Annotated in this window: 9 protein-coding genes; 3 read left to right on the forward strand and 6 right to left on the reverse strand. The window is 71.3% G+C overall.

Annotated elements, in window-relative coordinates; genetic code table 11:
* Window positions 1–27: 27 nt before the first annotated feature.
* Complete coding sequence (locus tag WME83_RS33705) at window positions 28–1,353, reverse strand: PAS domain-containing protein (RefSeq protein WP_437313816.1); 1,326 nt, start codon at window positions 1,351–1,353, stop codon at window positions 28–30.
* A gap of 759 nt (window positions 1,354–2,112) precedes the next feature.
* Between WME83_RS33705 and WME83_RS33710 the strand changes: the two genes are divergently transcribed.
* Window positions 2,113–2,316 carry a hypothetical protein gene (locus WME83_RS33710; RefSeq protein ID WP_437313817.1) on the forward strand — a complete coding sequence of 68 codons (204 nt, stop codon included), beginning with the start codon at window positions 2,113–2,115 and terminating at the stop codon, window positions 2,314–2,316.
* Window positions 2,317–2,335: 19 nt separating this feature from the next.
* On the opposite strand, the gene WME83_RS33715 is transcribed toward WME83_RS33710, so the two are convergent.
* From WME83_RS33715 to WME83_RS33730, 4 genes are all read right to left on the reverse strand, one after another.
* Window positions 2,336–4,453: a serine/threonine protein kinase gene (locus WME83_RS33715; protein WP_437313818.1), complete on the reverse strand. Its 2,118-nt coding sequence runs from the start codon at window positions 4,451–4,453 to the stop codon at window positions 2,336–2,338.
* Between the two features lie 30 nt (window positions 4,454–4,483).
* Window positions 4,484–5,251: an RNA polymerase sigma factor gene (locus WME83_RS33720; RefSeq protein ID WP_437313819.1), complete on the reverse strand. Its 768-nt coding sequence runs from the start codon at window positions 5,249–5,251 to the stop codon at window positions 4,484–4,486.
* A 359-nt stretch (window positions 5,252–5,610) separates the two neighbouring features.
* The gene (locus WME83_RS33725) at window positions 5,611–5,880 is read right to left on the reverse strand and encodes a hypothetical protein (RefSeq protein ID WP_437313820.1); all 270 of its coding nucleotides are present in this window, start codon (window positions 5,878–5,880) and stop codon (window positions 5,611–5,613) included.
* A 1,450-nt stretch (window positions 5,881–7,330) separates the two neighbouring features.
* Window positions 7,331–8,416: a hypothetical protein gene (locus tag WME83_RS33730; RefSeq protein ID WP_437313821.1), complete on the reverse strand. Its 1,086-nt coding sequence runs from the start codon at window positions 8,414–8,416 to the stop codon at window positions 7,331–7,333.
* 1,310 nt (window positions 8,417–9,726) lie between these two features.
* Here WME83_RS33730 and WME83_RS33735 point away from each other — a divergent pair.
* On the forward strand, window positions 9,727–10,479 hold the full coding sequence (locus tag WME83_RS33735; protein WP_437313822.1) for a hypothetical protein: 753 nt from the start codon (window positions 9,727–9,729) through the stop codon (window positions 10,477–10,479).
* A 342-nt stretch (window positions 10,480–10,821) separates the two neighbouring features.
* Here the strand turns inward: WME83_RS33735 and WME83_RS33740 are convergent, their stop codons facing one another.
* Window positions 10,822–12,846, reverse strand: coding sequence for an FG-GAP-like repeat-containing protein (locus tag WME83_RS33740; RefSeq protein ID WP_437313823.1), 2,025 nt, complete (start codon window positions 12,844–12,846; stop codon window positions 10,822–10,824).
* Between the two features lie 719 nt (window positions 12,847–13,565).
* Here WME83_RS33740 and WME83_RS33745 point away from each other — a divergent pair.
* Window positions 13,566–14,870 (forward strand): MFS transporter, encoded by a 1,305-nt coding sequence (locus tag WME83_RS33745; RefSeq protein WP_437313824.1) that lies wholly within the window; start codon window positions 13,566–13,568, stop codon window positions 14,868–14,870.
* Window positions 14,871–14,955: the final 85 nt, after the last annotated feature.

Here is a 14,955-nt window from a genome sequence, read left to right on the forward strand (position 1 = left end):
CGCCTTGGCGGTTCATCTCTCGCTCGCTCAGCGTGCTCGGTGCTCGAGCCGCCCATCGAAGGGGTCGCCTCCGCTCGACGACCCGCGGGCTTGCCCGCTCACGCGCCCGGCGCCGCGCGCGAGGGCGTACGCGATGCCCGAATCGAGCGTGGACCGCACCAGGATCCCGCCCAGATCGGCCCCGAGCTCCACGAGCGCCCGCGCGATCGCGGGCTGAATCCCCGTCAGGAGCACCTGCGCGCCGAGCAGATTCACCGCCCGCGCCGTCCGCACCAGCGCGCTGGCGACCTGGGTGTCGATGGTCGGCACGCCCGTGACGTCGAGGATCACCATCGAGGCCCGGTGGGCGACGACGCCTTCCAGCAGGGTCTCGAGCACCTGCTGCGCCCGGGGCGCGTCGATGTTGCCGATGAGCGGCATCGCCACCACGCCGCGCGCGATCGGCAGCAGCGGCGTGGAGAGGGCGCGCAGCCTGGCCTCCTGCAGTTGGATGATCTCGTTCTGGAGCCGCTGAGCCTCGGCCTCGGCCGCTCGGCTCTCGGTGACCTCGACGGAGATGCCGCACACCGCATACAGCCTCCCTCGTGAATCGAGCAGCGGGAACCTCGTGGTCACGAAGTGATGGGTACGGCCCTCGAGCAGGAGCTGCTCCTCCACGACGAGCGGCGCCTCCGTCGCGATGACCTGCCGCTCCGACTGCGCAAAACGCTCGGCGAGCTCCGACGGCACGACGTCGCGAGCGACGCGCCCGAGCACCGCCTCGCGGGAGAGGCCCATGAGCCGCTCGAAGTGCCTGTTGACGAGCACGTAGCGGCCGTCCAGACCCTTGACGTAGACGGCGCTGGGCGCGTGCTCGACGATCGCGGTGACGAACGCCGCGCCGTCCTGGTACGCCTTCTCGGCGCGCATCCTGTCCGTCACGTCGAGGTTGATCCCGATCACGTAGCGCGCGCCGCCCACGTCGGCCCGCGACATCCTGGTCTCGGTCCAGACGGTGCGGTCCTCGGCGCGCTCCAGGCCGGCGTCGGCCGTGTCATACGGGGTCGGCGGCATGATCGCGCATTCGCCGCTCCGGATCACCCGATCGAAATGGGCGGTGTATCCGCCCGCCACGGCCACCGGATCCTCGTACATGTTGTGCTTGCCGACCATGGCTTCCTTCGACGGCACGGCCAGCATCTCGCGGTTCCGGCGATTGATGTCCGCCAGGACGCCGTCGGCGCGGTAGAGAGCCGACGGGACGGGCAGATGCTCGAAGACGCCCTGGTACAGGGCCGCCTGCGCCTCCGCGGCCTCGGCGCGCTGCTCCAACGCCTTGATCTCACGGCGGAGCCGCTCCAGCTCAGCCTGCATTCCCTCGATATCCACGCGCCCCCCGGGTCATCGTGCCTGCACCGTCAGCTCGCGAATGGCCATCGCGATCACGTCAAGGGTATTTGATGATATGCCGGACCCTTACATGGTCTGCCCAGCATTGCCAAGCCATTTGATCCAGACCTCGGCTGTCGCGGCTGGTGTGCGGCGGCACTCACGCCGGCGTGGACCTGTGCTCTGACGCGTGCGAGGTAACCCGCGTTCGGCCGATGTAGGCACGGCGGAGCCTCGCCCGCGCCTGGCGGGCGGGGCCCCTCGCCGTGATCCGGGCATCCTGCCCAAACTTTGCGCGGCCTCACCGAGGCCTGATCGACCCCGTCCGAGGGTGTGACCGGGTCGTCCGCGGTCGCAGCGAGGAGCAGGAAGCGACGGTACTCGGCGACCGCGCGCCGCGCGAACGGCGCGGGCCAGCCGTTGTCCGCGGCGAGGCGGGCGGTGAACGGGAAGGAGGCGCCCTCCGCGTCGAGCGGGAGGACCTCGAGGCGCGCTCAGATCTCGGCCTGCTGCGGGTTCATGGGATCTCCGGTCTCGGGGCCGCGCGGCAGTGTCCGCGCGCAACCCGGATGTTGGCGGAATTCGGGCGCAGCGCGTCCGCGCAGCCCCGGTATCGACACGACTCGCCTGCTCCTGAAGAATCCGAGATGAAAGGTTACGCATCGTCGCAATGCGGTAGAGCGGCGTCGTTGAAACGCCGCTCGCGCGCTCATGGTTCTTGTCCTGCGCCGGAGCTGCCCCACGGTGACCGAGGTTGAGGGCGCCGAGCAGCGGCTCGCCGGCCTGCCACCCGAGCAGCGGGTCGCGGGGCTCACCCCCGAGGAGCGGCTCCTCCTGGTTCCCGACGAAGTGCTGCGGCTGCTCCCCGAGGACTACCTGCGCTCGCTTCCGCTGGACGTGCAGGCGAAGATCCGCGCTCGGCTCGGCGCCCGACCCGAAGACGCGTGACGGCGGGCGCGGCCGGCGCCTACCGCTCGTCCGCCATGCGCCGGCGGCGACGGCGCCGCGCCGCCGACGCGGCCGCGAAGGCGAGGCCGAGCAGGGCCAGGGCGACGCCGCTCCACGACACGAGCCGCAGGCGCGGGTCGGCGTCGAGCGCCACGGCCTCGTCGGCGCGGCTCTGGACGATGACCACGAGATCGGTGTGGCCGACCGGCGCGATCCCGGCGAGAAACGCGCCGCCGTACTTCACGGGATCGCGCTCGGCGAGCGGATCGCGAAAGTCGTCCACCGAGGCCACCAGCTCGGGCGGCGGCAGCCGGAGCTGCTCCAGCGCGGGCGCGCCGGTGACCGGCGCCGGGAGGAGCCCGCTCAGCGTCGCGCTGCGGAGCGCGGCGCCCTCGCCGTGCTCCAGGCCGTCGTGGACCAGCACCGTGAACGCATCGCTCGCCGGCGCCGGCCCGCCGCGCTCCTGATCGCGGCGGGCCGCGAGCGCGGCGAAGCGGCGGCCATCGCTGAGCTGGAGCGCGCCGAGCCGCGAGTCCGTCGCGATCGTGGCGATCAGCGCCCCGGCGAACTCCCCGGAGGCGCTGCGGATCGGGGACGCGAGGGCGAACTTGTGGTTGTGGTCGGTCTCCGACTGGAAGGCGCGGGAGACGTACGCCACGCCGGGATCCGGCCCCTCGGCGAGGCGCCGGGCGCCCTGGAAGTAGTTGCGGAACTCGTACGTCCCCCGGGGCGCCGACGCCCGCGGCCAGTGCAGGAGCAGCACGCCGTTCCGGTCGACCACGAACCAGGTGACCAGCGAGGGGCCTCCGTGCTGGCCGACGTACGCCTCGCGGAGCGCCTCGAGCGCCGGCAGGTGCGGCTGCTCGACGAGCGCCGCGGCGCGCGGATCGGCGGCCGCGCGGGAGACGAGCACGCCGTAGTGCCAGAGCTGCGCGAGCACCGCGCCGGCCACCGCCCGCGCCGCGTACACGTTGCCCTCGAGCACCTCCTGCCGCCGCGCCTCCTCCTGGGCGCGCGCCGTCGCCACCGCGCCCCCGAACGCCAGCGTCGCCGCGAGCATCAGCGCCACCGCGGCCGGGTGCCGGGCGCACCATCGCAGCGCGCGCTCGACCCGCCCCGGCGTGCGCGCCGCGACGGGCTCGCCGCGCAGCCAGCGCTCCAGATCCTCGGCGAGCGCCTCGGCCGAGCCGTACCGCCGCTCGGGCTCCTTGCGCAGGCACGTCAGGCAGATCGTCTCGAGGTCGCGCGGCAGGTCGCGCCGCACCGAGCGCGGCGGGGTCGGCTCCTCCTCGGCCGTGCGCTGCAGCGTCTCGTGCGGCGTCGGACCGTCGAACGGGCGGCGGCCGGTGAGCAGCTCGTAGAGGATCACGCCGAGGCTGAAGATGTCGGCCGCCGGCGTGACCCGCTTCGCGTGGCCCATCGCCTGCTCGGGCGCCATGTAGCCGGCCGTTCCCACGCGGTCGCCCGTCACGGTGCCGCACTCGTGACCCAGCTGCTTCGCGACGCCGAAGTCCGCCACGTACGGCTCCTCGGCCTCGTCGAAGAGGATGTTCGCGGGCTTCAGGTCGCGGTGCAGGATGTGCTGGCGGTGCCCCTCGTGGACGGCGCGGGCGAGCTTCGCGACGAGCGCGGCGGCGCGGCGCGGGTCGCGGTAGCGCTCCAGGCGGGCGGAGAGGGCGCCGCCGGCCATGAGCTTCATCGTGAAATAGGCGCGGCCCTCGTGCTCGCCGACGTCGTAGATCGGCACGACGTTCGGGTGATCCAGGCGGGCGACGACCTCGATCTCGCGCTGGAACAGCCGCGCCGCGGTGGCGCTCGCGAAGGGGCCGCCCGGGAGCATCTTGAGGGCGACGATCCGGTCGGCGCGGATCTGCCGGGCCCGGTAGACCACGCCCATCCCGCCGGCGCCGAGCCGGTCGAGGATCTCGTACGCGCCGAGGCGCAACGACGGAAGAGGGCTGTCGTCCTGGCCAGGCGGGTCGGGCGCGGCCGGCGCTGCGGCGCGGTCGAGCACGCGGGCGATCAAGCAGGAGGGGCAGAGGCCGTGCGGCGCGTCGGGCTCGATGGCCTCCCGGCATGTCGGGCAGACGCGGACCGTCAGGACCTGAGCGGCAGCGGTGTGGGCTCCACGATCCATCACCCGTCCTTCCGGATCCATCCGTGAAGGTTACCCGTCATTCGATGGATCCCCCCTCAGCGAGAGGCGCAGCGCGCGCAGCTCGTCGTCCACGTCCTCCACGCGCGCGACCGTGCGCGCCACCTCCTCGCGGAAGGTTCGCTGATAGCGATCGTACAGGCGGGAGGTCGCGGTCTTCACCGCCTCCACGCTCATGCCGAGCGCCGCCGCGACCTCCTTGTGCGGCCGCTCCTCCTCTTCGCCGGTGAGCCGTCCCCTGAGCGCCTCGAAGACCCGCGCCTGTCCGGTCTGCGCGTAATGATCGTGCAGCACGGTGAGCGTGCGCTCGATCAGGTCCATGGCGAAGCGCCGCTGGTAGAGCGCCTCCGGCGTGAGCAGGTGTCCCGCCGCGTGCGCGCGCACCGGCTCTGCCTGATAGCGCTGCTCCGCGCGCTCGGCGTCGAAGCCGCGGAGCGCGCCGTCGCCGCCGCGCTTCTGGGCGCGGGCGCGCTCGCGCTCGTTGGCGACGTAGTGCTTGACGCAGGCGATGAGCCACGACCGGAACCGGCCGCGGTTCTGGTCGGCCATGGCGAGGTCGTTCCGCTCGAGGAGGCGCGCGAAGAAACCCTGGGTGAGGTCCCGCGCCTCGTCGGCCGGCGCGCCGCGACGGCGCACGAAGGCATAGACGGGGTACCAGTACAGCTCGCAGAGCGTGGCCAGCGCCTGCCGCCCCTCGGGGGTGAGCGGCTCGCCGGCCTTTCCGACCAGACCCCAGGAGGTCTCGGGGAAGCGGCGCGGCGGGTCGGAGGACGGGGGCATGGGAGCACAGAATAACCGTCCTGGCCCGAGCGAGGGAATTTACTTTCACGGGGCGGGGCTGGGCCTCGAGGACGTCACTCCGAGCTGCCCGGCCCCAGGATGTGGATGTTCGTGGGGCGGCGCGGGGGCCCTACCGAACTCGCGTTGGACGTTCTTTCTCCGGCGTGCGATTGCACACTGGCTAGGCATCGGCGCGTAGCGGATCGCGTGGCGTGAGGAGACGACGGCGATCCCGCCTAACGGATCACGCAAGCTCTTCCAGCCGAGCGAGGCGTTCGTCGTCGAGCCGCACCCGGGGGGCTGAAGCCGAGTACGCCTCGGTCCCGACGATGGGCAGGCTTGGCGTATTCGTGGGTCGCTCATTCGCCCTCCTTCATTCGCGGTTCGAGGGGCGGGTCGAGCGCATCGCCATGGATCTCGCGCAACACGATCGCGGCGTGCCGGGCCCCCGTCTCGACCGCATCGAGAGGATCCATTCCGTGTGTAGTAAATGGGCGCCCATCGAGATCTACAGTGACGGACCAAGGCCACTCTTCTTCCGGAGGGCTTCGTGTCGGCTCGTGGATCCGAACGAAGATGTCGCGCGGTTCGTCGCCGTCTGGCGTCACCTTGAACGTCAGCTCGATCATCACTTGCACCTCCTGTCGCAGTCTCTCAGGCATCTCCCGTATTCCTGCATACACTCGTTCTTGCAGTTCCTGTCCCCCTTTGGGCAGTTTTTGTGGCAGAGATCCAATACCCGATCGCACTTTTCCTTGCATGCCTCTTTGCAGTCGGACGAGCTTGAGCCTGTCGCCCACCGGCACGAGTCGCACGACTGCGCTCCGAGGCCGCTTCGAACCCCAGAGGCCTCTTCACATCGCTCCTTGGCTTCGTCCAGACTCGCGTGCTCGCCCTGGTACCGCGTGGTGCAGCTACCGGTCGCGCCCTGGTTATTGCAAACAGCCGACCCCGCCTTCCACGTGACCGTGCACTCCACGGTTTGCGAGCACGGATCCGCATCGAAGCCCATGTGTTCTTGCGGCTCCAGCGGCACATGCCACCCGAAGCCGCCGACCCCTCCAGTCGGGGTGATGATGCTGCCTCCGGCGCCTTCGTTTCCCGAACCCCGGACATAGCATTCCCCTACATCGTAATTGCACGCCGCGAGACCGAAACATAGAACAACCACGAGCTTTTTCATCTCGGCTTCACCTCGAATCTCCAAATGGGTCCAGTGGTCACCATCACGACCAGACTTCCAGGAAGAACGCGACTGCTGCCGCCGGCCCAGTCCGCATGGACGCTGGTGGACAAGCCCAAGGGCCCCGCGAAGTACCAATCGGACTGGGCACGGCCGCCTGGAGCAACCCCCACCACGCGGTCACAGATCACGGCACCACACACCGGCATCGAGTAGATCGCCAGGGACGGCCCGAGGCTGACCGTGGTTGTCTTCGTGCCGTACCCGAGAGTGACGGCCGTTCGATCGTAGACCCCTACGCCTGCCCCTGGCACGATGCTGAGCATGTTGTGGACTTCGAGCCGGAAGTCCCCCTCGCTGCGCCAGAGCCACCCGGCGAAAGGGCTCACGGCAAGCCTGGGCTCGATCCCGACCTGGATCCCGCCCACGCTCACACCGCCGCTGAACTCGAGTGCATGTGCCGGCGCCGGAACACTGACGAGCGCACAGGCACAGCCGCATAGCACGAGCGCGCTCGCCCTCCCCCTGAGCCCGTGCCCCATGCCTTCCCCTGATTCCGGATGGTCCTCCCACCGGGGGTGGGCGTCAACGGCGATCTCGCACACGCCAGCTCCGTGCCGTCCTTGCACCTGCAAGCCGGAGCGCGATCGGCCGCGCCGGTGGGTCGAAGCGTGCGCCGCCCTCCGGCGCGCAGCGCCCGGGCGCGTCGGCGATCCACGTCGCGCTCAGGCTTCCCAGCGTGGAACCTGGCACGGGGTAGCGCATCCGCGGCGCCCGGCCGGCGGCGTCGAGCCGCTGCTCCTGTCGGGCTCAAACACGATCCGTCCCCCACGCCGCCCCACGAACACCCGCTCCGGGGGCGTGCCGCTCCCTCGATCTGGACACACGCCGCATCGTCATTCTTCGGGCTCCGGCAGGCAGCAGACGGTGCGCGGACGCGGTTCCCCGCCGAACGGCGTGCAATGCGGGCCCTCCCTTGCTACCCACTCCGCGCTCAGGCTGCCGAGCGCCGGCCCGGACTCGAAGTGCAGGCAGGCATCCTCCTCGCCGCGGGCCAGGTCCGCGGTCCCGATGAGCGCGCTGTCGCTGCACGCGCGGTCCGCATAGGCGCTCACCCGCGCTTCGCACCGATTCAGGCCATCGGACGCGCAGCCGCACGGCTCGCAGTTTCGAGGATCGGACAGATCGCGTTGATAGAAGAGGAACCTCTCCGAGAACAGCGGTGGCTCGCCCGGTGGGGCAGACGGGTGGCAGTCCAGGACACCTCGGACTTGCGCGACGGCGCAGTAGCGCCACCCCGGGGGCACATGGGCCTCTTGCTGGCTCAGCATGCACAGCTCCGTGGGCCCCGGGCAGAAGACAGGGGCCACGCCGCCGACACACACGACCGCGACCTGGGAAGGCCCCTCCGGGATCGGGGGCACCTCGCGGACCCTGGGCTTGCAGTACGACTCGACCACCGGCCCGATCCAGATCGATCCGACCTGCGATGACGGCACGGTGCCTGACGAGATGCAGTCCCCACCCCAGCTGGGAGGCGGATTGAATGGCGTGTTCGTCGCCTCCGGGATCTGCTCGCAGGACGAGAGGGAGTTCGCCGCGACCATCCGCGGCAACGAGCAAGCGCCCTCGCCGCAGCTGCACTCGCCGCAGACCGTCTCGCCGGGCTGGATCGAGCGGAGTGTCGTGAATGTGGTCCGGGCGATGGGTTCAGGCTCGCCCGTAAACTGGTCGTGGGCCACGAGGTCCTCGCACGACGGCTCGGACTCCTCGGGCCCCATCCAGACGAGCATCGGATCGGCGAAATTGGACGGTGGGAGGGGCACGCATTTGCCCCAGCAGACGCCATTGCTCGTGCCGTCGGGGTTGACGACCAGGCAGGGGTCCCACGGGTGGCCGCAGGTGTCCTCACGGACGACGCAGCCCCCCGCGCTCTGGACGCCGGCGCCGGCCAGGCCGGCCAGCGCGAGCGCGCTCAGCATCCACCACCTTTTTCGCGATCTCATCTCCACCTCACCGCCTCCCTCGGCCCGCCCGCGACGAGCCCGCGCACGTCCTCCGCCATCGAGGCTGCGCCCGGCGCGACGCACCCAGCGCCCCGGCGCCGGCGCTCTGCCGGCAGCATCACCGCTCCCGGGGCAGGCAGCAGATCATCACCGCCCCGTCTCCTTCTCCGTCGCCGACCAGCGTGCCCCCCTCTGGCGTGCAGCGGCCAGGCTCGCTGACGATCCACGTCGCGCGCAGGCTGCCGAGCGAGAAACCCGGCGCAGGGTCCCCTGGAGGACATTCGCCGCTACGTGGAGCGGCAGGGTTTCCGGGGCGCGGATCGGGACGACCTGGTCCAGGAGATCTTCCACGGCGCGGCGAGCCTCGGCGCCGTCGCGCGGCGGTGGCGGGCGCGGAACCGCGGCCGCGGCGCGCTGCTCGCGCCGCTCGCCGTCGCGTTCGGCGCGGGCGAGGCGCGTGCCTCGTCGGGGTCGCTCCACCGAGGCCCGCTGCAGCGGCTGCTCGGCTGGGCTCGCCGCGCTCTCCGGCGCTCGCCGTCCCGCGGGGAGGCCAGCCCGGCGGCGAGCTCGCGGCGCAGTTCACTCGTGCCGACACGGGGGGTCCGGCGATCGATGGCCAGCGCCGCGACTGGCGCCGTGGCAGGTGCGCTCGTCCTGCTCACCCCGGTTGGGCGCAGCGACGTGGCGGCACCGCCAGCCGACGCGGTCGCGCTGCGCTTGCCGACGTTCATGACGGCCGTTCCGCGCGGCCTGGATCGTCACTGGGCTCGGGCGCTTCCACCGTCCCTTCGGCCGCCGGCGCCGCAGGCGGCGGTCCCAGGGCGACGGGTCGCAGGCCGTCGAGCCCGCGGCACGCGCATGGCCCGCTTCAGGGCGGCGGCGCCCTGTCCACGAGCGAAGAGCGCCTATGGCGACAGGCGATCGCGACGCTCACCTCGGGTCGAAGCGACGCAGCGCGCCTGCTGCTCGAGCGACACCGGCGCGAGTTCCCCCGGGGTGCTCGTGCAGCGGACCGCGAGGAGCTCCTGCGACGGCTGCGAGCGGACGTCGATCGCCATGGACACGGCCACCGGCCGATGAGCAGCATTCCGCCGCGATCGCGGTGAGCGGCGCGACGGCGCAACAAGGAGGGTGGAAGAGATCAGCAGCGATGGAGAAACGAATGGGCTGCTCGGCTGCAACGCGCCCGATTCGTGCCATCCCCTCCTGGCGAGTCCTCCAGGCATTGCCATATCCGCCCAGGCCCGCCAACATGGCCCCGTTTTGCTCAACCCAAGGAGGCGCCTGTGGCAGACCCCTACATCGATCCTTTCGAGACGAAGATTTACGGGAAGTTCGCGCGCGAGCAGATGGCCGCGGTCCTGATGGGCAAGCTCCCGCCGCTCGACGGCATGGTGGAGTTCGCGATCGGCAAGCAGCTCGTCGCCGATCAGGCGATGTCCGACGTCCTCGATCGCCAGCCCAGGCCGGCGCCGCAGCTCGACAGCGGCGCGGTGCTCGACGAGGCGCGGGACGTCGTGGTGCGGTTCTCCGCGTACCTCGACTCGCTCAAGGGGAGGCCGGTCGATCCCAAGGTGTTCTTCCGCGGCGAGGCGCCGAGCGTGCTGGCGCGCCGGCGGCTCACGAAGCTCACGGCCGCGGTCGGGCACATCGCCGACGAGCTCGAGAGGCAACGCGACAAGGTCCGTGGCGCGGACATGTGGCTGGCCGAGCTCCGGGAGGCGCACGAGAAGCTCGGCATCATCGAGCGGCAGCAGCGCGCCTCGCGCGTCGAGCGGCTCGAGCTCGGCCCCGAGGTGTCGACCGCGCGCGACGCCTGGCTGGGTGTCTACAACGCGAACAAGAGCCTCGTGCGCGGGCTGCTCGCCCACCTCGGCAAGCCGGAGCTCCTGCCGCTCATCTTCGACGACCTCGCCGAGATCCACCGCACGAGCGGCGTGAGCGACGCGCTCCCGACCGACCAGCCGGCAGCGCCGGCAGCGCCGCCAGCGCCGGCGGGCGCACCGGCCGGCCAGCCGGAGGCCTCGCCGGACGCGTGAGCCGGCGGTCCCGTTGCAACGCGCGATGCAAGCGTTGCAACGGGCGACTCGGGGACCGAGTCGGCCATTCCAAGGCGTGAGACGGCCGACTCGGGGACCCAGCGGGGCGGATCAGGGCATGAGATGGGCAGCTGGGCTGCCCAGGGGGCCATCTCATGGCATGAAATCGCCGGCTGGGCGGCCGAGTCACCATCTCACGCCTTGAAGCGGGTGACTGCGCGCCGGGGAAGGCGCTCTCAAGGCAATCTCGGTCGCCCCGTCGCGCTTCGGGGAGCGCTGCGCGCCGGTCCGGCCGGTCTCGTCCGCCGACTTCCCGGACGAACTGCGGCGCGAGGGCGCGCGTCAGAGCCCGTTGGGGATCACGGTGAGGGTGCCGGAGCCCCGGTTGGTCAGGACGAGATCGTCGTACCCGTCGCCATCCAGGTCTGCGACGGCGATGGCGTTGGGGCCGGGCGAGGCGCCGGTCGGGACGACCGGGCCCGAGGCGAAGCCTCCGCCGCCGTTGCCGGTCATCGGGCGGACGCCGCCCGAGGAGGTGGTGACCAGGATGTAGGCGTCGAGCTTGCCGTCGCCGTTGAAATCGCTGGCCACGACCCCCAGCGCCGAGTTGGCGATCGCGGTGGGCGCAGCGGTGGATGAAACGCCGCTCGCGAACGTGCCGTTGCCGTTCCCCTTGAAGAAGAAGAGGAACCGGCCGGCCGCGCCGTTCGAGAGGATGTCGAGCCTGCCGTCGCCGTCGGCGTCGCCGAACGCGATGCCCGCGGTCTGGCCGCCGGCCGAGTTGGTGTAGGCGACCGGCGCGGCGAACGAGCCGTTGCCCTGGCTGATGAGGATCGACAGGCGCGCGGCGCCGGGGCTCGTCACCACGAGATCGGAGGAGCCGTCGCCGTTCAGATCGCGGCAAGCGATGCTCGACTGGACGCCGCCGGTGTTCTGGATAGGGATGAGCGCGGGCGCGGCGAAGCTGCCCCCGCCGGTACCCATGATCACGCTCACCTGACTCTGGGTCACGCTGGTGGTGGCGATGTCGGCCACCCCGTCGTTGTCGAAATCCCCGGTGCAGAGGTGGACGGAGCCCGGGGTTCCGGTGGTGAAGGTCGTCGACATGCCGAAGGTTCCGGGCGCGCTCGGGCCCAGGTTGCGGTAGACGCTGATGCTCCCGTTGCTGGTGGGCAGGTTGGTCTGGCCGTCGACGGTGACGGCGTCGAGCCAGCCGTCGCCGTCCACGTCCACCGCCACGACCGCATTGCTGGAGAGCGGGGCGCCCGTGTAGGTGAGCTCCGGCTGGACGGTCGTGTCGCCGTTGCCGTGGAACACGGAGAGCGACCCGGCGGGGGTCTGCGACGATCCGGATTCGCCGTTGGCCACCAGGACGTCGAGCTCACCGTCGCCATTCACATCGGCGACCGCCGGAGCCAGCGGGTTGTGGGGCGCGGGCACGCTGATCGGCGTGCCGGGAACCTGGCCGGAGGGCTGGGCCTGGCAGCCGCCGTTCGAGCAGATCTCACCCGCCGCGCACGCGCTGTTGCAAGCGTTGCAGTGGGAGGCGTCGCTCTGGAGGTTCACCTCGCAGCCGTCGGACGTGAGCCCGTTGCAGTCCGCGAGGCTGCCTTCGCACGCCTCGCAGCGGGTCCCCTCGTAGGTGGGCAAGCACGCGCAGGTATAGCTGTCGATGCCGTCGACGCAGGTCCCGTCGTTCTGGCACGGGCTTTCGGCGCACTCGTCGATGTCGGTCTCGCAGTCGGCGCCGGTGAAGCCGGGCGGGCACGCGCAGGTGTAGCCGTCGATGCCGTCGGTGCAGGTCCCGCCGTTCTGGCACGGGCTTTCGGCGCACTCGTCGATATTGGTGCAGGTCACGCCGTCGCCCTCGTACCCCGCGTTGCAAGCGCAGGTGAAGGAGGTCGGCGTATCGGCACATACGGCGTTCGCGTCGCAGTCGTCGGTGCCCAGGGCGCACTCGTCGTTCTCGGTGCACACGCCGTTGTGACAGGTGAGGCCGTCGCAGCACGGCACCGCGGCGTCGCAGGGCGCGCCCTCGGGGAGGCAGCCGTCGCCGTGGCAGGTGGGGTCGCCCAGGGCGATGTAGTCGCCGAGATGCAGCAAGTGCGCGGGGAGGCACAACAGGTTGATCTTGAGGATCGTGTAGGGGTACGTCGTGGAGCCGTTCCTGTGGCACATCAGGATCGTGCCGTTGACGTCGAAGTCGTCGCAATGCGCTGGGGTGAGCGCGCCATGGGCTTCGCCCACGGCCTCGTCGTCGTCGCCGTCGGCCGCGGAGGGGTCGGCGCCGGTGCAGCTCGCGACCAGCAGGGTGGAGAAAGCCGGGATCGCCAGATAGCCGAGAAGAGAGCCCTTGCGATAGCGCATCGCTTGTCCTCTGTTTTTCTTGAAGCGGGGGCGCCGCGCGATGTTCGGCCTGCGCTGGCTGAAGGAATGTCAGGTCGTCCACATCTGCCAATTCAATTTCGAGGCCAGCGCGAGGACGTCCTTGTGCGGAGGTGATGTCGAGGCAGGCCGCTGCGCGTCTTCCGCGTTTCGCGCGCGCCGCCGCGCGAGCCGCCGGCTCCCGCGCTGAGCGCGCGCCGAGATCCGGGCACACCGCCTCATCGAACCCGTTGGCCCGGCGCCGCGCACATCACGGTACAGGGCACGAGCAGCCCGCGGGCCCGTCGCGCTCCGCTGCTGCGGCTGCTGCTGCCTGAACGCCTCAGCTGCGGAGTCCGCTCCTCATCGTGCGGAACGACCGCGCGCACTCCGCCGTCGATGGTGAGTTTTCAGCGCACGCAGGGCGCTCCAATCAGGCGAGCCACGTCCCGCCCGGTCGGCGCCGGTCCGGATGGCTGGCGGCGTCGCTCCAGCGCGCTCACTTCTGGCCCGCGCGGAGCGGAGCGCGGGCGCTCCTCCGCGGACGTTCCTGCGCGTGCGCGTCGGCCCGCGGCCGCGCGGCGTGGTCCGTCAGCACCCCCGACCATCGGGCTGCCTGGCTCGTCGATGGACGCGACGCTCGCGTCGTCGCCGCATGGGTCGCTCTCGGTTACGCTCCGCGCGCCGGGGAGGGCTGCGCCTCGGCGCGAAAGGAGACCTTCTTGGGACCACATTCCCGCGAGTCCGAGGTGGACGCGCTCCCCGAGACGCCCGTCGCGCAGCGCGCTCACGCCTGGCTGGTCTTTGCCTTGAGCTTCGGCCTGCTGCTGTCCGACTACATGTCGCGCCAGGTCCTCAACGCGGTCTTCCCGTCGCTGAAGCTGGAGTGGGGCCTTTCCGATACCGAGCTGGGGGCCCTGAGCGGCGTCGTGGCGCTGACGGTCGGTGTGCTCGCCATTCCGCTGTCGTTGCTGGCCGATCGCCTGGGCCGCGTCCGGAGCCTGACCCTCATGGCGACGCTGTGGAGCGTGGCGACGCTGGGGTGCGCGCTGTCGGCCGACTTCGGCGAGATGCTCGTCGCTCGTTTCATGGTCGGCGTCGGGGAGGCCGCGTATGGCAGCGTCGGTATCGCCGTGGTGCTGTCGGTGTTCCCGCGCCACCAGTGGGCCAGCCTGAGCGGCGCCTTCGCGGCCGGCGGCGCCTTCGGCGCCGTGCTGGGCATGGCGCTCGGCGGCCACGTGGCGGCGAGGCTGGGCTGGCGCTGGTCGTTCGGCGTCATGGCCCTCTTCGGCCTCGTCCTCGCTGCGATCTACCGCTTCGCCATCACCGAACAGCGGTTGCGACCAGCGCTGGAGGAGGGCCAGCGCGCCGCCGTCGCACGGCCCCCTGCGCGCCAGCCGATGACGTTCCGCTCCGTGTTGGAGTCGCTGTTTCCGACGCCCTCGATCGTCTGTGTCTACGTGGGCAGCGGTCTGCACCTGTTCGTCATGGGGGCCGTGCTGTCCTGGATGCCCAGCTACCTGAACCGTTACTACGGCATGACCGTCGATCGGGCGGGCGCCGCCGCGGCCGTCTTCGTCCTGATCGGCGGCGCCGGCATGATCGCCTGCGGTGTGTTGACCGATCGCCTGAGTCGCGGCCAGCCGGCTCGCCCGTGGCGGATGGCGGTCGCGTACAGCCTGACCTGCTGCACCTTGCTCGGCGTGGCTTTCCGGCTCGAAGCAGGCCCCATGCAGCTGGCGCTCATCGGGGCCGGGACGCTGTTCGCCGGGGGCACGGCCGGCCCGGCCAGCGCCATGGTCGCCGGCATGACCCGGGCGTCGATCCACGCGACCGCGTTCGCGACGCTGGCGGTGGCCAACAACCTGCTCGGCATGGCCGCGGCGCCGCTCGTGACCGGCGTCCTCGCCGACCGGATCGGCCTCCTCGGCGCCCTGCAGGTCGCGCCGCTGACCGCGCTCGCGGCCGCGCTGGCCTTTGCCCTGGGCGGACAGCATCGTGGAGCCGGAATGGATGAGCGCCTCTAGGACACCGAACGGGTTGAAACCCCGAGAAAATGAACCACAGAGGGCACAGAGGACACGGAGGAAGAAAGAAGAGAGAGCTCAGAAT

The organism is Sorangium sp. So ce385, assembly GCF_051474135.1.
Taxonomy (GTDB): Bacteria; Myxococcota_A; Polyangia; order Polyangiales; family Polyangiaceae; genus Sorangium; species Sorangium cellulosum_D.

Excerpts from the sequence above, each read along its gene's own strand:
- WME83_RS33705 (WP_437313816.1), bottom strand. The coding sequence starts at position 1,353 with ATGCAGGCTGAGCTGGAGCGGCTCCGCCGTGAGATCAAGGCGTTGGAG.
- WME83_RS33715 (WP_437313818.1), bottom strand. The coding sequence starts at position 4,453 with ATGGATCGTGGAGCCCACACCGCTGCCGCTCAGGTCCTGACGGTCCGC.
- WME83_RS33720 (WP_437313819.1), bottom strand. The coding sequence starts at position 5,251 with ATGCCCCCGTCCTCCGACCCGCCGCGCCGCTTCCCCGAGACCTCCTGG.
- WME83_RS33725 (WP_437313820.1), bottom strand. The coding sequence starts at position 5,880 with ATGATCGAGCTGACGTTCAAGGTGACGCCAGACGGCGACGAACCGCGC.
- WME83_RS33730 (WP_437313821.1), bottom strand. The coding sequence starts at position 8,416 with ATGCTGAGCGCGCTCGCGCTGGCCGGCCTGGCCGGCGCCGGCGTCCAG.
- WME83_RS33740 (WP_437313823.1), bottom strand. The coding sequence starts at position 12,846 with ATGCGCTATCGCAAGGGCTCTCTTCTCGGCTATCTGGCGATCCCGGCT.